We start from the raw sequence: 22,934 nt of genomic DNA, 5'->3' as shown, positions 1-22,934 counted from the left end.
GACGCTTTTGACTCTTTCTTATCATCAGACAATCTGTGTGGACACCACGCAGGCGCTTCAACTCGGTAAGGAGGTGATCCAACCGCAGGTTCCCCTACGGTTACCTTGTTACGACTTCACCCCAGTCATGAATCACAAAGTGGTAAGCGCCCTCCCGAAGGTTAAGCTACCTACTTCTTTTGCAACCCACTCCCATGGTGTGACGGGCGGTGTGTACAAGGCCCGGGAACGTATTCACCGTAGCATTCTGATCTACGATTACTAGCGATTCCGACTTCATGGAGTCGAGTTGCAGACTCCAATCCGGACTACGACGTACTTTATGAGGTCCGCTTGCTCTCGCGAGGTCGCTTCTCTTTGTATACGCCATTGTAGCACGTGTGTAGCCCTACTCGTAAGGGCCATGATGACTTGACGTCATCCCCACCTTCCTCCGGTTTATCACCGGCAGTCTCCCCTGAGTTCCCACCCGTAGTGCTGGCAACAGAGGATAAGGGTTGCGCTCGTTGCGGGACTTAACCCAACATTTCACAACACGAGCTGACGACAGCCATGCAGCACCTGTCTCAGCGTTCCCGAAGGCACGACCGCATCTCTGCAGTCTTCGCTGGATGTCAAGAGTAGGTAAGGTTCTTCGCGTTGCATCGAATTAAACCACATGCTCCACCGCTTGTGCGGGCCCCCGTCAATTCATTTGAGTTTTAACCTTGCGGCCGTACTCCCCAGGCGGTCGATTTAACGCGTTAGCTCCGGAAGCCACGCCTCAAGGGCACAACCTCCAAATCGACATCGTTTACAGCGTGGACTACCAGGGTATCTAATCCTGTTTGCTCCCCACGCTTTCGCACCTGAGCGTCAGTCTTCGTCCAGGGGGCCGCCTTCGCCACCGGTATTCCTCCAGATCTCTACGCATTTCACCGCTACACCTGGAATTCTACCCCCCTCTACGAGACTCTAGCCTGTCAGTTTTGAATGCAGTTCCCAGGTTAAGCCCGGGGATTTCACATCCAACTTAACAGACCGCCTGCGTGCGCTTTACGCCCAGTCATTCCGATTAACGCTTGCACCCTCCGTATTACCGCGGCTGCTGGCACGGAGTTAGCCGGTGCTTCTTCTGCGGGTAACGTCAATCGGTAAGGTTATTAACCTTACCGCCTTCCTCCCCGCTGAAAGTGCTTTACAACCCGAAGGCCTTCTTCACACACGCGGCATGGCTGCATCAGGGTTTCCCCCATTGTGCAATATTCCCCACTGCTGCCTCCCGTAGGAGTCTGGACCGTGTCTCAGTTCCAGTGTGGCTGGTCATCCTCTCAGACCAGCTAGGGATCGTCGCCTAGGTGAGCCGTTACCCCACCTACTAGCTAATCCCATCTGGGTTCATCCGATGGCGTGAGGCCCGAAGGTCCCCCACTTTGGTCTTGCGACGTTATGCGGTATTAGCTACCGTTTCCAGTAGTTATCCCCCTCCATCAGGCAGATCCCCAGACATTACTCACCCGTCCGCCGCTCGCCGGCGGGGAAGCAAGCTTCCCCCCGCTGCCGCTCGACTTGCATGTGTTAGGCCTGCCGCCAGCGTTCAATCTGAGCCATGATCAAACTCTTCAATTTAAAGTTTGATGTGTTTTCCGAAGAAAACGTGCTCAAAGAATTTACTGTTAGTTCGTATGAATTAACTGTTGTCACTCTTCAAGACTTTTCACATAATTTTTTAGTGAAGCGTCCTGCGAGTGCCCACACAGATTGTCTGATTGATTGTTAAAGAGCAGTGCGACCGGCTTACAGCCTGCTGTCGCGAGGTGGCGTATACTACGCTTTCCTCATTCAGAGTCAACGACTTTTTTCTCGCTTTCTCCGCCTCACACCGCGTTGACTCATCGCCGTTGCCGTGTCAGTGGATGCGCATTATAGGGAGTTCCTCGCAGGCCGCAACCGGTATTTTTGATTAAATCGCGCGTTCGCTGCATTCCACAGCAAAAGTGCCGCTTATACCTTATTTTGCACAGAGTTATCCACAACTCAGGCATTTTTTGAAATTTGGCGAGCATCACGCAAACGTTTTCGCTACAATTCCCCCCCTGATGAATGACGCGTATCCGTGAGCGCGTTAGCTGAATATCGGTGACTCAATCCGTATTTTTCTTTATGTGACCGCCACTATTCACGTAACGCTCTTTAAAGTAAGAACCTAAGTCAGGGGATCAAACCATCATGCAACAACGTCGTCCTATCCGTCGTGCTTTGCTCAGCGTGTCTGACAAAGCCGGTATCGTCGAATTCGCCCAGGCGCTGTCACAACGAGGCATTGAGCTGCTCTCCACTGGCGGCACTGCACGCTTGCTGGCCGACGCCGGCCTGCCGGTGACAGAAGTCTCGGATTACACCGGTTTTCCGGAAATGATGGATGGACGCGTCAAAACCCTGCATCCCAAAGTGCATGGCGGCATTCTGGGTCGCCGCGGTCAGGATGACGCCATCATGACTCAACACCATATCCAGCCGATCGACATGGTGGTCGTGAATCTCTATCCGTTCGCCCAGACCGTCGCCAAAGCCGACTGCACGCTGGAAGACGCGGTAGAAAATATCGATATCGGCGGCCCGACCATGGTGCGCTCCGCGGCCAAGAACCACAACGACGTGGCTATCGTGGTTAAAAGCAGCGACTACACAGCCATCATCACCGAGATGGACGCCAACGAAGGTTCTCTGACTTACGAAACCCGTTTTGATCTGGCAATCAAGGCATTCGAACACACCGCCGCTTACGACAGCATGATCGCCAACTACTTTGGCAGTAAGGTTCCGGCCTATCACGGCGATACCACCCAGCCTTCCGGCCGTTTCCCGCGCACGCTGAACTTGAACTTCATCAAAAAACAGGATATGCGTTATGGCGAGAACAGCCACCAGCAGGCCGCCTTCTATATAGAAGAGAAAGTCGCTGAAGCATCGGTGGCCACCGCTCAGCAGTTGCAGGGCAAAGCGCTTTCCTACAACAACATCGCCGATACCGACGCCGCGCTGGAGTGCGTGAAAGAATTTGCCGAGCCGGCCTGCGTAATCATCAAACACGCCAACCCCTGCGGCGTGGCAATTGGCGGTTCGATTCTGGACGCCTATGAGCGCGCCTACAAAACCGACCCGACATCGGCGTTCGGCGGCATCATCGCTTTTAACCGCGAACTCGACGAAGCCACCGCGCAAGCCATCATCAGCCGTCAGTTTGTTGAAGTGATCATTGCTCCTTCCGCCAGCGAAGCCGCGCTGAAAGTCACCGCCGCCAAGCAAAACGTACGCGTGCTGACCTGCGGTCAGTGGCAACAGCGTACGCCGGGGCTGGATTTCAAACGCGTCAACGGCGGCCTGCTGGTGCAGGATCGCGATCTCGGCATGGTAGAAGCCGCCCAGTTGCGCGTGGTCACCGAGCGTCAGCCGACTGAAGCCGAACTGCGCGATGCGTTGTTCTGCTGGAAAGTGGCGAAATTCGTTAAATCCAACGCCATTGTTTACGCACGCGACAATATGACCATCGGCATCGGCGCCGGTCAGATGAGCCGTGTTTACTCGGCCAAAATCGCCGGTATCAAGGCTGGTGACGAAGGTCTGGAAGTCAAAGGTTCCGTCATGGCGTCCGACGCATTCTTCCCGTTCCGTGATGGTATCGATGCAGCGGCGGCCGTAGGCATTACCTGCGTGATTCAGCCGGGCGGCTCCATTCGCGATGATGAAGTCATCGCGGCAGCCAACGAACACGGCATCGCGATGCTGTTTACCGACATGCGCCACTTCCGTCACTAATCCGGAGTTATGACGATGAATATCTTGATTATTGGTAATGGCGGCCGCGAGCACGCGCTGGCCTGGAAAGCAGCCCAGTCTCCACTGGCTGACAAGGTTTACGTTGCGCCGGGTAATGCCGGCACTGCGCTGGAACCGACGCTGGAGAACGTGAATATCGCCGCGACCGACATCCCGGCGCTGCTGGATTTCGCTCGCCAGAATGCCATCGGCCTGACTATCGTCGGCCCGGAAGCGCCGCTGGTAATTGGCGTGGTTGACGCCTTCCGCGCCGCCGGTCTGAATATTTTCGGCCCAACGCAGGCGGCCGCTCAGTTGGAAGGTTCCAAAGCCTTTACCAAGGACTTCCTGGCTCGCCAGCACATCCCAACGGCGGAATACCAGAATTTCACCGACATCGAACCGGCGCTGGCTTATATCCGCCGCAAGGGCGCGCCTATCGTCATCAAGGCGGACGGTCTGGCCGCCGGTAAGGGCGTGATTGTCGCCATGACGCTGGAAGAAGCGGAAAATGCGGCCACCGACATGCTGGCAGGCAATGCGTTTGGCGATGCCGGTCACCGTATCGTGGTCGAAGATTTTCTGGACGGCGAAGAGGCCAGCTTTATCGTGATGGTGGATGGCGAGCACGTGCTGCCGATGGCAACCAGCCAGGATCACAAACGCGTTGGCGACAAAGATACCGGCCCGAACACCGGCGGCATGGGCGCTTACTCACCTGCACCGGTAGTGACGGATGAGGTTCACCAGCGGGTAATGGACCAGATTATTTGGCCAACCGTGCGCGGCATGGCGGCCGAAGGTAATGTCTACACCGGCTTCCTGTACGCGGGCCTGATGATTTCCCCGGACGGTCAGCCGAAGGTGATCGAATTCAACTGCCGTTTCGGCGATCCGGAAACCCAGCCGATCATGCTGCGCCTGAAATCCGATCTGGTGGAGCTGTGTCTGGCGGCTTGCGACGGCAAACTGGATGAGAAGACCTCTGACTGGGATGCTCGCCCGTCATTGGGCGTGGTGCTGGCGGCAGGCGGCTATCCGGCCGATTACCGTAACGGCGACGTGATTTCGGGCCTGCCGACGCAAGATGCGGCCGATGGCAAGGTGTTCCATGCCGGCACCAAACTGAATGGCGACGACGTGGTGACCAACGGCGGGCGCGTATTGTGCGTGACGGCGCTGGGCCACAGCGTAGCCGAAGCGCAGCAACGCGCCTACGAGCTGGCTAAGCCGATCAGTTGGGAAGGCTGCTTCTGTCGCAGCGACATCGGCTATCGCGCCATCGCACGCGAGCAGCAAGCCTGACGATAGCGCGCAGATCTCAACAAGGGGTCATGCCTGACGGGCTGGCCCCTCCTTTCTTGTTTTACCGCTTCTCTTCCCTGACTACCACGCCTCGGCTGTGGGTTCCCAACGACAGAAATCCGTCTCTGCCGCCTGCAACAACTGCGTGCCTTCCGGTGACGTCAGCCAGGCAATGCTAAGCGGTGCGGCGGCGCGTTCGGCTTGCTGTGCGATCCAGGCCAGCGAAGAGCGGTCCAGCTCCGGGCGTACCGTTTTTCCGTCGCACGTGGTTACCTGCCCTGCATTCCAGCGCCCCTGCATCAGCGATACCTTGCCGGCGCGCAGAGAATCGCTCAGTTCCAGCAAGCGCCGGGCATCGAACTGGAACAGCGCAATCTCGTCTTCCGACAACGACTCACGCCGGTCCGGCAACTGGCGCTGCATGTAACTGACGGTTCCCGCCTGATCAAAACGCAGCCTGACCTCTTCCCGCGCCGACGCAGAATTGGTCTGCAGGACCTCACGCAAAGCGCCCTGCTGGAAGCGGTAGCGGGTAATCCGGGCTTCTTTTCCTGATAGCGGACTGAGAGCTGTCACCAGTGTGGTGAGATGCTGCTGCGCGTCGTCTTTACGCCACAACCGCACCACGCCGCTATCAGCCAGGTAGCCGCTGGCATACACGGCGGGCGGCGGCGTCAAGGAACTACAGGCGCTCAGCCAACACACCAGCGCCGGCGCGGCAAAGCGGATGTGCCGTCTGCAAAAAAGCAAAAGGGGCGAAATCGCCCCTCTGCTTAAACCTTGTATCAGCATGCGCTTATTTGACAGCGTCTTTCAATGCCTTACCGGACACAAACGCAGGCACGTTAGCGGCAGCAATTTTGATTTCTTTACCAGTCTGCGGGTTGCGGCCAGTGCGCTCGTTACGATGATTGACTTTGAAAGTGCCAAAACCAACTAATTGTACTGCATCACCTTCTTTCAGAGACTCCGTGATCGCTGCCAGAGTAGCTTCCAGGGCAGCTTTAGCCTGGGTCTTGGAAAGGTCAGCTTTGTCAGCAATTACATCAATCAGTTGAGTCTTATTCATAAGTTATCCTTACAGTGTGTTTATCGCTTGCTAAGCATCGAGTGCGACGGATATGCCATCTCCCGTCATACTTCGAGCCACAGGTGCGTTGGCTTTCCTCGCTCACCTCATTCACTTACTCAAGTAAGCTCACGGGGATTCGCTGCGTCGCCGCCTTCCTGCAACTCGAATTATTTAGGGGGTAGTAGCACTCTCCTGCATACACGCACCGACAGCCACTTTTATTACGCCCCCCAAATGTAGACCAGACAGGGTGCGGATGTGAAGCCTAAAGACAGGCCATTTCAGGCCTTAAATCACGTTTTATCGCGTTATTGATACAAATTTATCCCAATGTTACTAATTCCTGCCTCGCGCAGGTCGGCGCGCAGGCCTTTTATCAGCTCGACGTCGCGTTCTTCGCAGTCGGCCAGCAGGCGGAAAATCTCCCACTGGATGTCCCATTCTTCTTCGACGGCAGGCACAACCTTCAGTTCTTCATCGGTCATTTCCCGCCCCGCCTGCGTCATCTCCAGCATCGCCACAGTACGGATCGAAGTTTCGCTGATAGCGACCGCGTGTTCCAGCGTTTCACCGCTCAAACGCGAATGCAACAGCTCGCTCAGAGCAACGCAAGCGTCAATGGCCGGGTATACGCCATAAATGTCGTAATCGTCTGCGGCAGGAATCGCATCTTCCAGCTTTTCCAACTGACTGTCGAAATTGACCTTGGCATCTTTGACCACCAGCGTTTCCCACACCAGATCCAGCATGCGCCGGTAAAGCTGCGCATCCCCAAAACCCGTTTGCTGACAAAACTCATGATAGTTGGGGTACATACGTTCACAAAGACAGGCCATAAAGGTGACATGCTGCCAACTTGCCAGCTTTTCCAGACGCAAATGAATGGGGTTACGTAACATTGTTCATCTCAATAATAATGGGCGGCAGTGTAACGAAAAGCGCCGCACCGCCATATACCTGAATTCCTAAAGTTTCCTGCCCGGCATTATCCTACAGGCCGGCCTGACGTTGCCAGCGTTGAAACGCCGGACGGTTGGACGCCACCGCATCCGCCCAGCGGGTAGGTTCCGGCAGGCGATAGCCGTTCATGCAACGCATCACCCACTGCAGCGCGCTGTCCATACCGACACGGTGACCGGTGGAGACAAACAGCGGATTGCAACGGGCCTTGCTGCGCCATACCCAGCCGAGCTGCTCATCCCGGTCCAGCAACGGCTGACGACTGCCCACCGCGTCCGCCAGCGGCGCAAACTGCCCGCACAGGCGCCGTTTGGCGACGCCGATGGTCGGCACGTTGACCAGCAAGCCGAAATGGCTGGCGACGCCCAGACGACGGGGATGAGACACGCCGTGCCCGTCGACAAACAGCAAATCCGGCCGGTGCTGCAACTGTTCCCACGCCGCCAGCAGAGCCGGGTACTCGCGGAACGACAGGAAACCGGGGATATAAGGCATGATAGTCGGAATACGCGCAATCTGGTATTCCACCAGTTGCAGCGACGGATAGGTCAGCACGGCCAGCGCAGCGCGGGTTACCGCGCCGTCCTGCTCGAAACCGACATCGGCGCCGGCGATCAGCGTCGGCTGCTCAAAAGGCACATCGTCATGACGAATCACCTGAACGGCTTTGTCACGTTGTTCTTCGCGCAGCGCCTGCATATCCATCAGGCGAGGTCCTGATGATACGGCGCGGATAAGCGGTGTACCGCCTCGACGAACGCGCCGGCATGCTCTGGCGGTACGTCCTGATGAATGCCGTGCCCCAGGTTAAACACATGGCCATTACCGGTGCCGAATCCGGCCAGAATGGTAGCGACTTCCTGTTCGATACGGGCAGGCGGCGCATACAGCATCGACGGGTCCATATTGCCCTGCAACGCCACCCGATCGCCGACGCGACGGCGCGCGTCGGCAATATCGGTGGTCCAATCCAGCCCCAGCGCGTCGCAGCCGGTATCCGCCATCGCCTCCAGCCACTGACCGCCGCCTTTGGTGAACAGCGTCACCGGCACCCGGCGGCCGTCGTTTTCACGCAGCAGGCCGTCGACAATCTTGTGCATATAATGCAGCGAGAATTCACGGTAATCAGCCCCGCTCAGCGCCCCGCCCCAGGTGTCGAAAATCATCACCGCCTGCGCGCCGGCCCGAATCTGGGCGTTAAGGTAGAGCGTCACGCTGTCCGCCAGCTTGTCCAGCAACAGATGCAGCGTGCGCGGCTCGGTAAACATCATCTTCTTGATTACGGTGAAGGCTTTGCTGCTGCCGCCTTCCACCATATAGGTCGCCAGCGTCCACGGACTGCCGGAAAAACCGATCAACGGCACCGCGCCCGCCAGATTGCGGCGAATCGTCCGCACCGCGTTCATTACGTAGCCGAGCTCCAGTTCCGGGTCCGGCACCGGTAGTTTTTCCACGTCGGCATGACAGGTGACCGGCGAGGTAAAGCGCGGCCCTTCGCCGGCTTCAAAATACAGCCCCAGCCCCATAGCGTCGGGTATGGTGAGAATATCGGAAAACAGAATGGCCGCATCAAGGTTGTAGCGTCGCAGCGGCTGTAACGTCACTTCGCAGGCCAGCTCGGCATTCTTGCACAGCGACATGAAATCACCGGCTTGCGAGCGAGTCGCGCGGTATTCCGGCAGGTAACGCCCCGCCTGACGCATCATCCATACCGGGGTCACATCCACAGGCTGACGCAACAGCGCACGCAAATAGCGATCGTTTTTCAGATCAGTCATGGTCTTTTCCTTGTAACGCCTGCTTGCAGGCATGATTGTCGCTGGCGACGACCGATCAGCGATCGGCCTCGCGGCACAGCACTACCGTGTCTTCAATCAGACGCCGGGCTACCGTACCCGGCGGCGGCAATTCCGGCAAGCGATCATAACGGAACCAGTCGGCATCCCGCAGTTCGGACGGGTCAGCTTTCACCTCGCCCCCGTCGTAATCGGCCATAAACGCCATCATCAGCGAATGCGGGAACGGCCAGGGCTGGGAACTGACGTAACGCAGGTTCCTGACGCGGATATTGCTCTCTTCCATCACTTCCCGCGCTACCGCCTGTTCCAGGGTTTCCCCCACTTCCACAAAGCCGGCCAGCGTTGTGTACATGTTGCCTTTGTGGCGCAGGTGCTGCGCCAGCAGAATCTTGTCGTCGCGGCGAATCGCCACAATCACGCAGGGGGCAATCTGCGGGTAGTAACGCTCTTTGCAGTGCGCGCACAGGCAGGCCAATTCTGTGGTGCTGACCGACATCTCATGGCCGCAGTAACCGCAAAACCGGTGCGAACGATAGAATTCCGCCAGCTGCACCGCGCGGCCCGCCAGTTGGAACAACCCGGCATCCTGATCCAGCAGTTGGCGCACCGAACCCATGTCGCTGGTCTTATCCTGCAGCACCAGCCATACCGGTTCCCCCTGCCACTCGCCAACCTGGCGGGCGGACTGCTGCTGCAACTGCCACTGCGCCGCCGTTCCCTGCGGCAATTCGCCCTGAGGCAGCCAGATCTGATGGCGGTGATACACCACCCACCATCCGCGTTCTTCACCCTTCAGCGTCACTTCCATCTCTTTTATTGCCCCGCTTATTACCAGATTGGCGTTTTACGACTATGGTTATAAATAATGACACGACTAACTGTCATCATCCTATCGATACCCGGAGTCAACCATGCTGAAACAGTTACAACGTCTGACGGAGAACGTTGGTGGCAATTACGCCTTGATCGATCAGTGGTTGCAGGCCCGCAAACATCTTTTGTTGGCCTATTACCACCTGCTCAGCATTCAGACAGGGAAAATACCGGAAGCACGGACGCTGGATGAATTTTGCCATCATCTGGTCGACTATCTGTCTGTCGGTCATTTTCATGTCTACGAACGCATGTTGCAGGAAAACATCATGCGCAACGACCGAAAGCTGACGCAGGCGTCGCACTTTGATGTCGCGCTGCGCAGCAACACCCAGCAAATCATGGATATTTACGACAGCCATCTGGCGTTTTTCATCGAGCCCGTCGACAGTCAGGAATTTCGCCAGACATTATCCGGCGTGGGTGAAGCATTGGCAATGCGCTTCACCCTGGAAGACAGCCTGATCCGACTGATGTTCGATCATTGACGACACATAGTCACAGCGCATAGAGTGTCAGAGTTTTAGTTCGCCCCGTGAAGGGGCGATATCTTGTCGGAGTGCCCAACACGCCGTATGGCGCGTGGGCTGAGACCGTTAATTCGGGATCCGCGGAACCTGATCAGGTTAATACCTGCGAAGGGAACAAGAGTAATCACATTGCCAGCCCTGGGCGCAACGTTCACGTTGCCGCCGCAGCCGCAAGACCCGGCATCACATAATTGCCGTTGCCAGCGGGCCAGCATCCAGCCATTACTCCCTCCGAGCTCCAGACAAGCAATTTTTCCTTTTAATGAACAGGAACTTGCTATGTCTACAGAACCAACCCAGTCTACAGAACAGAATGTTTCCGGAGAAAAGAAATCCTCCGGCCGTCGCGAACAACGCGCCGCCGCCCAGCAGTTTATCGACACGCTGCGCGGGTCGACCTTTCCCAACTCGCAGCGCATTTATCTGACCGGTTCACAGCCGGACATCCGCGTGCCGATGCGGGAAATCCAGCTTAGCCCGACGCTGGTGGGCGGCAGCCGCGACAATCCGCGCTATGAAGCCAACGAAGCGGTGCCGGTGTATGACACCGCCGGTCCGTATGGCGACCCGGCCACCACCCCGGACGTACACCGCGGGCTTGGCAAATTGCGCGCCGACTGGATTGCCGGGCGCGACGACACCGAAGCCTTACCGAAAGCCAGCTCCGGCTTTACCCAACAACGGCTGGCGGATATCGGCCTCGACCATCTGCGTTTTGAACATCTGCCGCAGCCTAAGCGCGCCAAAGCCGGTCGCCGCGTTACCCAGTTGCACTACGCCCGTCAGGGCATCATCACGCCGGAGATGGAATTCATCGCCATCCGTGAAAACATGGGGCGCGAGCGCGTGCGCGGCGAGGTGCTGCGCCAGCAGCATCCGGGCCACAGTTTCGGCGCGCTGCTGCCGGACAACATCACGCCGGAATTCGTGCGTCAGGAAGTGGCCGCCGGGCGCGCCATCATCCCCGCCAACATCAACCACCCCGAATCGGAACCGATGATCATCGGCCGCAATTTTCTGGTGAAGGTGAATGCCAATATCGGCAACTCCGCCGTGACCTCGTCTATCGAAGAAGAAGTGGAAAAACTGGTGTGGGCCACCCGCTGGGGCGCGGACACGGTGATGGACTTGTCCACCGGGCGCTACATCCATGAAACCCGCGAGTGGATCCTGCGCAACAGCCCGGTGCCGATCGGCACGGTGCCGATCTATCAGGCGCTGGAAAAGGTCAACGGCATCGCGGAAAACCTGACCTGGGAACTGTTCCGCGACACCTTGCTGGAACAGGCGGAACAAGGGGTGGATTACTTCACCATCCACGCCGGCGTGTTGCTGCGCTACGTACCGATGACCGCCAAACGCCTGACCGGCATTGTGTCGCGCGGCGGCTCGATTATGGCCAAGTGGTGCCTGTCGCACCATCAGGAAAACTTCCTGTACCAGCATTTCCGTGAAATCTGCGAAATCTGTGCCGCCTATGACGTCGCGCTGTCGCTCGGCGACGGCCTGCGCCCGGGTTCCATTCAGGATGCCAACGACGAAGCGCAGTTCGCCGAACTGCACACGCTGGGCGAACTGACCAAAATCGCCTGGGAATACGACGTGCAGGTGATGATCGAAGGCCCCGGCCATGTGCCGATGCAGATGATCCGCCGCAACATGACCGAAGAGCTGGAACACTGCCACGAGGCGCCGTTCTATACGTTAGGCCCGCTCACCACCGATATCGCGCCCGGTTACGACCACTTCACCTCCGGCATCGGCGCGGCGATGATCGGCTGGTTCGGCTGCGCCATGCTGTGCTACGTCACCCCGAAAGAGCATCTGGGGCTACCGAACAAAAACGACGTCAAACAAGGGTTGATCGCCTATAAAATTGCCGCCCACGCCGCCGACCTGGCGAAAGGCCACCCTGGCGCGCAGATCCGCGACAACGCCATGTCCAAAGCGCGTTTTGAATTCCGCTGGGAGGACCAGTTCAATCTGGCTTTGGACCCGGAAACCGCCCGCGCCTACCACGACGAAACCCTGCCGCAGGAATCCGGCAAGGTGGCGCATTTCTGCTCGATGTGCGGACCGAAATTCTGTTCGATGAAGATAACCCAGGAAGTGCGCGACTACGCCGCCCGTCAGGAGGCGCAGGCGCAACCGGTGGATGTCGGCATGGCGCAAATGTCGGCCGAATTCCGCGCCCGCGGCAGCGAGCTGTACCACACCGCCACCAGCCTGCCGCAGGAAGAACGCTGATGAACGGCATTTTTCCCGCTACTGACGCCCGGCTGGGGCTGTATCCGGTGGTTGACAGCGTAGAATGGATCGAACGTCTGCTGGCAGCCGGCGTCCGCACCATCCAGCTACGCATCAAGGACCAGCCGGCGGATCGGGCCGAACCCGACATCATCCGGGCGATCGCGCTCGGCCGTCGCCATCAGGCCCGGCTGTTCATCAACGACTACTGGCAACTGGCGGTGAAGCATCAGGCCTACGGCGTACACCTTGGGCAGGAAGATCTCGACACCGCCGATCTAAACGCGATCCGCGCCGCCGGGCTGCGGCTGGGCGTTTCCACCCATGACGACGCCGAACTGGCGCGCGCCGTCGCTATCTCGCCGTCTTATATCGCGCTGGGCCATATCTTCCCCACCCAAACCAAAGCGATGCCGTCTGCGCCGCAAGGGCTGGCCGAGCTGGCCCGCCATATCCGCGCGCTGGACGGGCGCTTTCCCACCGTCGCCATCGGCGGCATCAGCATTGACCGGGCGCCGGCGGTGCTGGAAACCGGGGTCGGCAGCATTGCCGTGGTCAGCGCCATCACGCAAGCGGCGGACTGGCGCGCCGCCACCGCGACGCTGCTGCGACTGATTGAAGAACGGGAGGCGTAACATGCTCGACGATCAGGCCTTTATGCGTTACAGCCGCCAGTTGCTGCTGGAAGACATCGGTCAGGAAGGGCAGCAGAAGCTGGCGGAAGCCCGGGTGCTGCTGGTGGGTCTGGGCGGGCTCGGCTCGCCGGCGGCGCTCTATCTGGCGGCGGCCGGCGTCGGCACGCTGCTGCTGGCGGACCACGACACCCTGCACATCTCCAATCTGCAACGTCAGATTCTCTATCGCAACGCCGACCTTTCACGCCCCAAAGCGGTGCTGGCCCGTCACGCGCTGGAAGCCGTCAATCCGCTGGTGAAAACCGTGGCCCTGACCACCCGGCTGGCAGGCGAGTCACTTGAGAAAGCGGTGGCGCAAGCCGATCTGGTGCTGGACTGCTGCGACAACATGGCGACCCGCCACGCGGTCAACGCCGCCTGCGTCGCGGCGCAAAAACCGCTGATCAGCGCCAGCGCCGTCGGTTTTAGCGGCCAGTTGCTGGTGCTGACGCCGCCTTATCGGCACGGCTGTTATGCCTGCCTCTACCCGGACGCCAGCGAACCGCAGCGCAACTGCCGCACCGCCGGCGTGCTCGGCCCGGTGGTCGGCGTGATGGGTACGTTGCAGGCGCTGGAAGCGATCAAGCTGCTGTGCGGTTTGCCCTCGCCGCTGGACGGCAAGCTGCGGCTGTTCGATGCGCGCCAACAGCAGTGGACCACGCTGCAACTGACGCACTCGTCTACCTGCCCGGTATGCGGAGAGCAGGCATGAAGATCCGGCTTAACGACGATGTTATCGAACTGCAGGACGAGCTGACCGTGGCGCAGTTGCTCAGCCAGTTGAACCGGCTGCAGCCCGGCACGGCGCTGGCTATCAATCAAACCATCATCCCGCGTGATGCCTGGACGCAACACCCGCTGCGCGACGGTGATGACATTTTGCTGTTTCAGGCAATCGCAGGAGGTTGAAATGCTGAAGATTGCGGATACCACTTTTACTTCCCGGTTATTAACCGGGACCGGAAAATTCGCCAGCGCGCGACTGATGCAGGACGCCCTGCGCGCTTCGGGTTCACAACTGATCACGCTGGCGATGAAACGCGTGGATTTGAAAGGCGGCAGCGACGCCATTCTGGCGCCGTTGCGCGAGCTGGGCGTACACCTGCTGCCGAATACCTCCGGCGCCAAAACCGCCGGGGAGGCGGTGTTCGCCGCCCGGCTGGCGCGCGAAGCGCTGGGCACGCACTGGGTGAAGCTGGAAATCCACCCGGACATGAAATACCTGCTGCCCGACCCGGTGGAAACCCTGAAAGCCGCCGAACAGCTGGTGAAAGACGGCTTTGTGGTATTGCCTTACTGCGGCGCCGACCCGGTGCTGTGTAAGCGACTGGAAGACGTCGGCTGCGCCGCGGTGATGCCGCTGGGCGCGCCGATCGGTTCCAATCAGGGGCTGCAAACGCGCGATTTCCTGCGCATCATCATCGAACAGGCACGGGTGCCGGTGGTGGTGGACGCCGGCATCGGCGCGCCCAGCCACGCGGCGGAAGCGATTGAACTGGGTGCGGATGCGGTACTGGTCAACACCGCTATCGCCGTGGCGCGCGACCCGGTGCAGATGGCGCAAGCTTTTCGGCTGGCGGTAGACGCCGGCGCTATCGCTCATCAGGCCGGACTGGGCAACCGCCAGCGCATCGCCAGCGCCACCAGCCCGCTCACCGGCTTTCTGCAGCATACGGAGGCCGTCAACTGATGGACACCCACGATCAATCGCCGTCGTTTGAACAGCGCTGGCAACAGTTGGAGTGGCATGACCTGACACTGCGCATCAACAGCAAGACCGACGCCGACGTAGAACGGGCGTTATGCGCCGATCGGCCGACGCGCGAGGACATGATGGCGCTGCTGTCTCCCGCCGCCGGCCGCTGGCTGGAACCGCTGGCGCAGCGGGCGCAACAGCTGACGCGCCAGCGCTTCGGCAACACCGTCAGCTTCTATGTGCCGCTGTACCTCTCCAACCTGTGCGCCAACGACTGCACCTACTGCGGTTTTTCCATGAGCAATCACCTCAAGCGCAAGACGCTGGACGAGCAGGAAATCCTGCGCGAGTGCGAGGCAATCAAAGCGCTGGGGTTCGATCACCTGCTGCTGGTAACCGGCGAACACCAGCGTAAGGTAGGGATGGACTATTTTCGCCAGATGCTGCCGCTGATTCGCCCGCAGTTCAGTTCGCTGATGATGGAAGTGCAGCCGCTGGCGCAGGCGGAGTACGCCGAGTTGAAAACCCTCGGGCTGGATGGCGTGATGGTGTATCAGGAAACCTACCACCCGGCGACCTATGCCCGCCATCACCTGCGCGGTCACAAGCAGGATTTCGCCTGGCGGCTGGCGACGCCGGACAGGCTGGGGCGCGCCGGGATCGACAAGATCGGGCTGGGGGCGTTGATTGGGCTGTCCGACAGCTGGCGCGCCGATTGCTACATGGTGGCCGAGCATCTGCTGTATTTACAGCAGACTTACTGGCAGAGCCGCTATTCGGTATCGTTCCCACGTCTGCGCCCCTGCGCCGGCGGCATCGAACCCGCTTCGCTGATGGATGAAGCGCAACTGATGCAGGTGATCTGCGCCTTCCGGCTGCTGGCGCCCGATGTGGAACTGTCGCTGTCGACGCGCGAATCGCCCCACTTCCGCGACCACATGATCCCAATCGCCATCAACAACGTCAGCGCGTTTTCCAAAACCCAGCCGGGCGGCTACGCCGACGACCACCCGGAACTGGAGCAGTTCACCCCGCATGACGACCGCCGTCCGGAAGCGGTGGCCGCTGCTCTGACCCGTGCCGGGCTGCAACCGGTGTGGAAAGACTGGGACGGCTATCTGGGGCGACCGGGCGCCGGCTGAGTTTTGCGCCAGCCATCACGATGCAGAGGATCCTGTCCTCACGGCACGATCTTCATCACCTGTCGTCATGACTGGCAGGAAAGATCAGGCTGAAAGTGATCCGCCCGATCGTTTCATCGCGCGGATCGCAACGGGCAATGACCTCGCCGCCGTGCAATGTCATGATCGCCCGCACGATCGACAACCCCAGCCCGCTGGAATCGCTGCTGACGCTGCGGGTGGCGTCGGCGCGGTAAAACCGGTCGAACAAGCGTTCCAGTTGCGCGGGCGGCAGCACCGGACCGAGGTTAGTCACCTCGACCACCACTCGCTCAGAAGATGCGGCTACGCTCAGCCGCACCGGGCTGTCGGCTTTGGCGTAACGCACTGCGTTGGCGACCAGATTGCCCAGCGCACGCTGGAACAGTAACGCATCCACCGCCAGCCGGGCATTGCCTTCGCACAACAGTTCGATACCGCGTTCTTCCGCCAGCATCTCAAAGTAATCCGCTACCCGACGCAGTTCAGTCGCCACCTCGACCGGCACGCGATTGAGCACCGGCTGCTCGTGACTGGCGCGGGCCAGAAACAGAATGTTTTCCACCATGCGCGACATGCGCTCCAGCTCGGCGATGTTGTCGGACAGCAGCGTCTCATACTCTTCCACGCTACGCGGCTGATACAGCGCCACCTGGCAATGCCCCATCAGCGCGCCAATCGGCGTGCGGATTTCGTGCGCCAGATCGGCGGAAAATTGGGTCAGCCGCAGGTAACCGTCGTTCAGTCGGTCCAGCATGGCGTTAAACGCGCGAATCAACTGTCGCATTTCCTGCGGCGCATCCGCGTCGCTGATCCGGGTGGACAGCGTATTCGGCGCGATCGCCGACGCCTGCGCCGTCATCCGCCACAACGGCAATAAACCGCGGCGCAGCGCCAGATAGCCCAGCCCGCCAATCAGCACAAAGGCGATCGCCACCGCCCCCATCACACGCCACAGATAGTGTTCCAGCATCTTTTGTTCGCTGAACATCACGTGAGCCGCCGTGACCTGCAACATCTGACCGTCATTCAGCCGCACCTGTGCGGCTATCGCCCGCAGCGGTACGCCCTGCTCCGTCAGGCTGCCGCGTACCGCATCGGTTTGCAGCGGCGCGTCCACCGCGATCGGGGGAATGTCCGGCAGAGCAATATGCGCCGGGTTGACGTTAATCAGCGGCTTTTGCCCCGGCAGGGAAAACAGCAGCACGTCCTGCTCGTTCCCCAGCATATTTTCGAACATGCCGGTGTTGGCGGTCAGCATCGGCAAGGTGAAATTCCGGCCCAACAGATGGCGGTAGTACTCCACCCGCCCGGTAACCTGCACGTCGCTGCGCCGGTACATCTCCTGACGCAGAGCGCCGTACAGATAGCCGCCGACGCTGCTGACCACCAGCGCGGTCGCCAGCGCGAACAACAGGCTGCAACGCAACGTCAGCGAACTGGCGCGCCAGCGCTGAAAAAACACGTTCATGAGCGCGGCTCGCACACATAGCCGATACCGCGCACGGTATGGATCAACTTGACGTCAAACGGCTTGTCGATTTTGGCGCGCAGGCGTTTCACCGCCACATCCACCACGTTGGTGTCGCTGTCGAAGTTCATATCCCACACCTGCGAAGCAATCAGGGTACGGGACAGCACCTCGCCTTCGCGCCGCACCAGCAAATGCAGCAACATGAACTCCTTGTTGGTCAGTGGAATCACCGTATCCTGACGCGTGGCTTTACGCCGCAGCACATCCAGTTGCAGATCCGCCACCATGTAGTGATCCGCCTCGCGCACCACGCCGCGACGCAACAGGGTGCGAACGCGCAGTACCAGTTCAGTGAAGGAAAACGGTTTGATGAGGTAATCGTCCGCGCCCAGCTCCAGCCCGTGAATGCGGTCGTGTAACTGGTCGCGCGCCGTCAGAAACAGCACCGGCACATCGCTCTTCTTGCGCAGCATCTCAATAATCTGCCAGCCATTGAGCCCCGGCAGCATCACATCCAGAATGACAGCGTCGTAGCCGTGTTCCAGCGCATTGAACAATCCGTCGGTGCCGTTGCGCGCCAGGTCGACCGCATATCCCGCCTCGGTCAGCCCTTTTTTCAGGTAATCCCCGGTGCCGGCGTCATCTTCAATCACCAGAATACGCATCGTTATCACTCCCGCTGTACTGGCGGCATCGCTGCCGAAACATCGCCTCATCATAGCAACTCCGCCCGGCCGACTTGATGACATTAATGTCATCATACGGTCATCCTGACGACCTGATGGCCTCACCATGATGGGGGAAAACGCCAACCCAGGAGCCTGTCATCATGATACGTCATCGTTTTACCGGACTGCTGTTTTCCTCATTGCTGCTATGCAGCCAATGGTCTTTCGCCGCCGATGCTCCCGCCAAACCGCAACCGCCGGTGCGCGGCACCATCAGCGCAGTATCGGACAGCCAGTTACAACTGACCGACCGTAAAGGGCAAAAAATTGATGTCAAGCTGACCGACCGGACCCGGGTGACGAGCGTGACCAAAGCCAGCCCGGACACCATCAAACCGGACAGTTTCATCGGCACCGCCGCCATTCCCCAACCGGACGGCACGCTGAAAGCGCTGGAAGTGCATGTGTTTGACGCCAGCCTGCGCGGCGCCGGCGAAGGTCACCGGCCGTGGGAATCCGCCGATGGTAAAAGCGGCACCATGACCAACGGCACCGTCGGCAAGCTGGTAAACAGCAACGGCCGCACCCTGACCGTCACTTACAACGGCGAACAGAAAACCGTGGTGGTGCCGGATGACGTGCCTATCGTCAGCATCGCGCCCGGCGATCGCAGCCTGCTGAAACCGGGCACGCATATCGTACTGTTCTCCAACGTCGACGAGCAGGGCAACCGGGTCGCCATCGCCATTTCGGCCGGGAAAGACGGCACCGTGCCGCCGATGTAATCAAGGCACAGCGATGCAAACATCACCTCCCGTGCACACCTGGCCGGTCAGGCTCACCCACTGGGTCAACCTGCTGGCGATGACCGCTATGTTCATGAGCGGCTGGGAAATCTACAACGCCTCGCCGCTGTTTGCTTTCCGCTTTCCCCAAGCCATCACGTTAGGCGGCTGGCTGGGCGGCGCTATCGGCTGGCATCTGGCGGTGATGTGGTTGCTGGTGAGCAACGGCTTGCTGTATGTGTTGTGGAGCCTGTGCAGCGGACACTGGCGGCGACGCTGGTTGCCGCTCACGCCGGCATCGCTCCGGCGCGATATCCGGCTGGCGCTGACCTTCCGCCTGCGGCACGAATCCTTCCAGTACAACGCCATTCAGAAGCTGATGTATTTCGGCGTTATCGCGCTGGGCATATTGCTGGTGCTGTCCGGGCTGGCTCTCTGGAAACCGGTGCAGTTGCAGGAACTGACCAATCTGTTGGGCGGTTTCGCCGCCGCTCGCTACGTGCATTTCTTTGCCATGAGCGGAATCGGCCTGTTTGTGGTGATCCACGTGGTGATGGTGCTGGTAGTCCCGCGTACGCTGTGGGCGATGCTGACCGGAGGCAAACATGAGTGATAAATCGCCGCGCCGCGCGCCGCTGATACTGGAGCCGGACCAGAAAAAACAGCTGGTGAATCTGGAACGCCGCCTGATGTTGCGCTCCGGGCTGACGCTCGGCGCCGTGGCGATGCTTACCGGCTGCAATATGCAAGACGGCGACAGCGTCGACAAGGTGCTGTGGGCGATGTCGCGCTGGAACGACCGGGTACAGGCGTGGCTATTCAGCGGACAGCGGCTGGCTCCCAGCTATCGCCCGGATCAGATAACCCAGCCATTTCCGTTTAACGCCTTTTATCCAGAATACAATGTGCCGGAGATCGATCTGGACAGTTATCGTCTGGAGGTTTCAGGCAAGGTGGAGAAAAAGGGAATCTGGACACTGGAGCAACTGCGCCAGCTACCGCAGGAAACACAGATTACCCGGTTGATCTGCATCGAAGGCTGGAGCGCTATCGGCCAGTGGCGCGGCATTCCGCTGCGCCTCTTCCTGCAGCATATCGGCGCTGACCTCACCGCCCGTTATGTCGGCTTCAAATGCGCCGACCGCTATTACTCCAGCATCGATATGGCGACCGCCCTGCACCCGCAAACCATTCTGGCGCTGGAATTCGGCGATCAGGCATTACCCGCCGACTACGGCTACCCGCTACGGCTGCGCGTCCCTACCAAACTCGGCTTCAAAAACGCCAAACATATCGCAGCACTGTTCGTCAGCGACACCAACCCCGGCGGCTACTGGGAAGATCAGGGGTATAACTGGTTTAGTGGTATTTAAAATGTTTATGCATGACCCACAGGCAAGAGTATACCTGCAACACTCCTGGCATCAGTAGCAAGAGTAGAAGCCGGTGGAATGCCTGACCATTTCAAAGACACCGTATTGAATGTGAGGCAAGCTGATTTCCTTGCTAAAAAATGGATGGAAAGAAACATAACCACAATCGGTTCCCCAGAAAAAACATCTATGGGGATTATTGAATGCAAATAAGAGTGGTCGCAGAAATTTTCGGGAAAAATCCCGATAGCTTGACCAACGCAGAAATGACATACATTTCAATTTGTTTACAAAAAGATAATTTTAATCTGGCGATGACAGCGCAACACCTTAACGACCTTATCCATTTTGATTATCCTGATATCGATACAATGAACCTGAATGATGAACAATTTGTTATAGCTGGCTCCCGCTACAATAGAGGTATTCAACGTAATCTAAATGATTTCATAAGATCATATAGTGCTAAAGAAGGAACATCAGAAAGGGTATGGACATCATATGGACGAGCCATGTTACGAAATAGGGAAAGGGTTAACAGATTGCTTTATGGAAACGCCTCCATTAAGGTAACACCTTAAAATTATCATTGAGTGACATTATATGATTAAACAAACAACAAAAAGCAACCTGTTGAATTTTATTTTTATATTATACGTTGTTGTTTTATTTTTTTTCATCAATTTATTTACAACGGGAGAGTACGAATGGATGATCGGTGACGGTTCTATTAGAAGTATTTGCGAATTGCCAATCGAGGACGGATATTTCTTTCATACAATCATACCGTTAGCAATGCTCATTCCTTTCCTCTTCTTAAAAAAAAGCAAAACTAATATAGCCATATTTTTTATTTCTATTCTTTATTACGCATGGAGATCTTTCTTAAGATTTTATGTCTGCTAAGGTGATTATATAACATCCTTAATAGGCGCAGCCAACAAGTGAAAATACCAACGCTACCAATGTTAAAAAGTAACAAGCTAAATAATCCCCTCAACACAACCCCGGCAGCTGCCAGGAAGATCAAGGGGATAATTGGTTTAGTGGTATTTGAACGTCTACCCCGCCACCGGATTGCTGGCAAGCTCCCCGACAATCACATTCCCTAATGTGATAATGGCCGCCTCCCTATCCGGTGTTAATGGCAAGGCATAACTCAATCGCAGGCAATGACGGTATTTCCCGCCTACAGAAAACAGCTCCCCTTCATAAATCCTGATTTTTTTGTTAGCCAGACTGTGATTCAACCGTACGCCATCAAACTCTTCAGGCAACTCAACCCACAGTACAAACCCGCCTTGCGGGCGGCTGAGACAAATCGTATCCGGAAACACACGACGCACCAGGTTGACTAACGCTTCCAGATTGCGCTGATAGAACGAACGCATTCGGCGTACATGCGGCATGTAATATCCCTGCTGGATAAATTCGGCCACCGCCTGTTGGAAATATATGGATATCGCTCCGGTGCTGGTGTACTTCATATACAGCGCCCGATCCAGATAACGCCCCGGCGCCACCCAGCCGATTCGTAGGCCGGGGACCAGCGTTTTGGAAAAAGAGCTGCATGTCAGAACCCGCCCGTCATAATCGAGGGATTTCAGGGTAATCGGCCGCGGATAGTCATACGTTAGATCCCCATACACATCATCTTCAATAATGGCGATGTCATAACGTTGCGCCAGCGTCATCAATGCTCGTTTGCGATGTTCCGGCATAACGAACCCCAGCGGATTGTTGCAACTCGGCACCGTCAGCACCGCCTTCACCGGCCATTGCTCCAGCGCCAGCTCCAGCGCTTCAAGGCTTATCCCGCTGGCAAAGTCAGTAGGAATTTCAATCACCTTGATGCCATGACCGCACAGTATCTGCATGATGCAATGAAACACCGGCGACTCAATGGCAACGATATCGCCGGGATCACACACCGCCCGTATCGCAATCGACAGCGCTTGCGTACAACCATGAGTAACGATGATATCCTGCGCCGATAGCTGGCAGCCGCTATCAATCATTAGTCGGGCAATTTGTTCACGCAACAGCGGCAGACCATCCGGACAGTCATAACCCATAGTGGCGATATCCTGTTTTTGCCCGATACGATTAATGTTCTTCCACAATGGTTTCAGCGTGCTTTGCGCCAGATCGGGAAGACTCCCCCCCAACTGCAGAATTTCCGGATCGGCGCGGGAACGGAGCAGATTCAGTACCGAATCCCACCGGTTAATCTCCACCGGGCGCTGTACCGGGCGAGTCATTGCCGGAATCGGCGCGGCCGCCATACGGGGTTTAACGAAATATCCCGAACGAGGCAACGGTACGATCAGCCGCTTCTCTTCCAGCAAATGATATGCCTGCTGAACCGTGCTGATACTGACGCCATGCTCCTGACTTAACGCACGTACCGATGGCAAACGCTCGCCGCTCTGATACAGCCCTTGTTCAATTCGCTGCGCCAATAAAGTGGCCAGAAGCTGATATCGCGTCATTGATGTATTTTCCTTCTGGTTTCCATAC

23 protein-coding genes, 1 rRNA gene and 1 riboswitch are annotated in these 22,934 nt (G+C 58.1%); of the genes, 14 read left to right on the top strand and 10 right to left on the bottom strand.

What is annotated here, in order from left to right; all coding sequences use genetic code 11:
* Positions 1-66: 66 nt before the first annotated feature.
* Positions 67-1,608, bottom strand: a 16S ribosomal RNA gene (locus tag CVE23_RS01325).
* A gap of 600 nt (positions 1,609-2,208) precedes the next feature.
* Between CVE23_RS01325 and purH the strand changes: the two genes are divergently transcribed.
* Together purH and purD are read left to right on the top strand one after the other, a co-directional pair.
* Entirely contained in the window at positions 2,209-3,798 is a 1,590-nt protein-coding gene (gene purH / locus CVE23_RS01320; RefSeq protein ID WP_100848713.1) for a bifunctional phosphoribosylaminoimidazolecarboxamide formyltransferase/IMP cyclohydrolase, read from the top strand.
* A gap of 15 nt (positions 3,799-3,813) precedes the next feature.
* Entirely contained in the window at positions 3,814-5,103 is a 1,290-nt protein-coding gene (purD, locus tag CVE23_RS01315) for a phosphoribosylamine--glycine ligase (RefSeq protein WP_100848712.1), read from the top strand.
* Between the two features lie 81 nt (positions 5,104-5,184).
* On the opposite strand, the gene CVE23_RS01310 is transcribed toward purD, so the two are convergent.
* The 6 genes from CVE23_RS01310 to nudC form a co-directional block, all read right to left on the bottom strand.
* Positions 5,185-5,895, bottom strand: coding sequence for a DUF1481 domain-containing protein (locus CVE23_RS01310; protein ID WP_100848711.1), 711 nt, complete (start codon positions 5,893-5,895; stop codon positions 5,185-5,187).
* A 4-nt stretch (positions 5,896-5,899) separates the two neighbouring features.
* Positions 5,900-6,172, bottom strand: a complete 273-nt coding sequence (gene hupA, locus CVE23_RS01305) for a nucleoid-associated protein HU-alpha (protein ID WP_012882985.1) — start codon at positions 6,170-6,172, stop codon at positions 5,900-5,902.
* A 311-nt stretch (positions 6,173-6,483) separates the two neighbouring features.
* Positions 6,484-7,074 (bottom strand): YjaG family protein, encoded by a 591-nt coding sequence (locus CVE23_RS01295; RefSeq protein ID WP_038663285.1) that lies wholly within the window; start codon positions 7,072-7,074, stop codon positions 6,484-6,486.
* Between the two features lie 91 nt (positions 7,075-7,165).
* Positions 7,166-7,840, bottom strand: a complete 675-nt coding sequence (gene nfi / locus CVE23_RS01290) for a deoxyribonuclease V (protein ID WP_082202678.1) — start codon at positions 7,838-7,840, stop codon at positions 7,166-7,168.
* Positions 7,840-8,913 (bottom strand): uroporphyrinogen decarboxylase, encoded by a 1,074-nt coding sequence (gene hemE / locus CVE23_RS01285; protein ID WP_038917520.1) that lies wholly within the window; start codon positions 8,911-8,913, stop codon positions 7,840-7,842. The genes nfi and hemE overlap by 1 nt, the downstream gene beginning before the upstream one ends.
* 55 nt (positions 8,914-8,968) lie before the next feature.
* Positions 8,969-9,742, bottom strand: a complete 774-nt coding sequence (gene nudC, locus CVE23_RS01280; protein WP_039695248.1) for an NAD(+) diphosphatase — start codon at positions 9,740-9,742, stop codon at positions 8,969-8,971.
* A gap of 103 nt (positions 9,743-9,845) precedes the next feature.
* On the opposite strand from nudC, the gene CVE23_RS01275 reads away from it, so the two are divergent.
* From CVE23_RS01275 to thiH, 7 genes are all read left to right on the top strand, one after another.
* Complete coding sequence (locus tag CVE23_RS01275; RefSeq protein WP_038663305.1) at positions 9,846-10,295, top strand: Rsd/AlgQ family anti-sigma factor; 450 nt, start codon at positions 9,846-9,848, stop codon at positions 10,293-10,295.
* 57 nt (positions 10,296-10,352) lie between these two features.
* Positions 10,353-10,468: riboswitch (TPP riboswitch) on the top strand.
* 148 nt (positions 10,469-10,616) lie between these two features.
* Positions 10,617-12,584, top strand: coding sequence for a phosphomethylpyrimidine synthase ThiC (gene thiC / locus CVE23_RS01270; protein WP_039695250.1), 1,968 nt, complete (start codon positions 10,617-10,619; stop codon positions 12,582-12,584).
* On the top strand, positions 12,584-13,219 hold the full coding sequence (gene thiE, locus CVE23_RS01265) for a thiamine phosphate synthase (protein WP_049854499.1): 636 nt from the start codon (positions 12,584-12,586) through the stop codon (positions 13,217-13,219). Before thiC ends, thiE begins: the two co-directional genes overlap by 1 nt.
* A gap of 1 nt (position 13,220) precedes the next feature.
* Entirely contained in the window at positions 13,221-13,970 is a 750-nt protein-coding gene (locus tag CVE23_RS01260; RefSeq protein ID WP_100848709.1) for a HesA/MoeB/ThiF family protein, read from the top strand.
* Positions 13,967-14,167, top strand: a complete 201-nt coding sequence (thiS, locus tag CVE23_RS01255) for a sulfur carrier protein ThiS (RefSeq protein ID WP_038917511.1) — start codon at positions 13,967-13,969, stop codon at positions 14,165-14,167. The genes CVE23_RS01260 and thiS overlap by 4 nt, the downstream gene beginning before the upstream one ends.
* A gap of 1 nt (position 14,168) precedes the next feature.
* Positions 14,169-14,948: a thiazole synthase gene (locus tag CVE23_RS01250; RefSeq protein ID WP_100848708.1), complete on the top strand. Its 780-nt coding sequence runs from the start codon at positions 14,169-14,171 to the stop codon at positions 14,946-14,948.
* Complete coding sequence (gene thiH / locus CVE23_RS01245) at positions 14,948-16,096, top strand: 2-iminoacetate synthase ThiH (protein ID WP_039695259.1); 1,149 nt, start codon at positions 14,948-14,950, stop codon at positions 16,094-16,096. The genes CVE23_RS01250 and thiH overlap by 1 nt, the downstream gene beginning before the upstream one ends.
* Before the next feature lie 55 nt (positions 16,097-16,151).
* Here thiH and CVE23_RS01240 read toward each other — a convergent pair whose 3' ends face one another.
* Together CVE23_RS01240 and CVE23_RS01235 are read right to left on the bottom strand one after the other, a co-directional pair.
* Positions 16,152-17,585 carry a heavy metal sensor histidine kinase gene (locus CVE23_RS01240; RefSeq protein ID WP_100848707.1) on the bottom strand — a complete coding sequence of 478 codons (1,434 nt, stop codon included), beginning with the start codon at positions 17,583-17,585 and terminating at the stop codon, positions 16,152-16,154.
* Positions 17,582-18,253, bottom strand: coding sequence for a heavy metal response regulator transcription factor (locus tag CVE23_RS01235; RefSeq protein ID WP_038663326.1), 672 nt, complete (start codon positions 18,251-18,253; stop codon positions 17,582-17,584). The genes CVE23_RS01240 and CVE23_RS01235 overlap by 4 nt, the downstream gene beginning before the upstream one ends.
* Positions 18,254-18,417: 164 nt before the next feature.
* Between CVE23_RS01235 and CVE23_RS01230 the strand changes: the two genes are divergently transcribed.
* The 5 genes from CVE23_RS01230 to CVE23_RS23205 all read left to right on the top strand — a co-directional run bounded on the left by CVE23_RS01230 (position 18,418) and on the right by CVE23_RS23205 (position 21,320).
* Positions 18,418-19,041 carry a hypothetical protein gene (locus CVE23_RS01230; protein WP_038663328.1) on the top strand — a complete coding sequence of 208 codons (624 nt, stop codon included), beginning with the start codon at positions 18,418-18,420 and terminating at the stop codon, positions 19,039-19,041.
* A gap of 13 nt (positions 19,042-19,054) precedes the next feature.
* On the top strand, positions 19,055-19,654 hold the full coding sequence (locus CVE23_RS01225; protein ID WP_100848706.1) for a cytochrome b/b6 domain-containing protein: 600 nt from the start codon (positions 19,055-19,057) through the stop codon (positions 19,652-19,654).
* Positions 19,647-20,414 carry a molybdopterin-dependent oxidoreductase gene (locus tag CVE23_RS01220; RefSeq protein WP_100848705.1) on the top strand — a complete coding sequence of 256 codons (768 nt, stop codon included), beginning with the start codon at positions 19,647-19,649 and terminating at the stop codon, positions 20,412-20,414. Before CVE23_RS01225 ends, CVE23_RS01220 begins: the two co-directional genes overlap by 8 nt.
* Positions 20,415-20,617: 203 nt before the next feature.
* Positions 20,618-20,995, top strand: coding sequence for a hypothetical protein (locus tag CVE23_RS22590; protein ID WP_145958391.1), 378 nt, complete (start codon positions 20,618-20,620; stop codon positions 20,993-20,995).
* A 22-nt stretch (positions 20,996-21,017) separates the two neighbouring features.
* Entirely contained in the window at positions 21,018-21,320 is a 303-nt protein-coding gene (locus tag CVE23_RS23205) for a DUF2645 family protein (RefSeq protein WP_100848704.1), read from the top strand.
* 155 nt (positions 21,321-21,475) lie between these two features.
* Here CVE23_RS23205 and CVE23_RS01210 read toward each other — a convergent pair whose 3' ends face one another.
* A complete protein-coding gene (locus CVE23_RS01210; protein ID WP_100848703.1) occupies positions 21,476-22,906 on the bottom strand; it encodes an aminotransferase-like domain-containing protein in 1,431 nt (476 codons plus the stop codon).
* Positions 22,907-22,934 lie beyond the last annotated feature (28 nt).

The sequence above is a fragment of the Dickeya fangzhongdai genome (assembly GCF_002812485.1).
Classification (GTDB): Bacteria; Pseudomonadota; Gammaproteobacteria; order Enterobacterales; family Enterobacteriaceae; genus Dickeya; species Dickeya fangzhongdai.
Note: the sequence above shows the minus strand (reverse complement) of the source record. Positions and strands in the feature narration are given on the sequence as shown.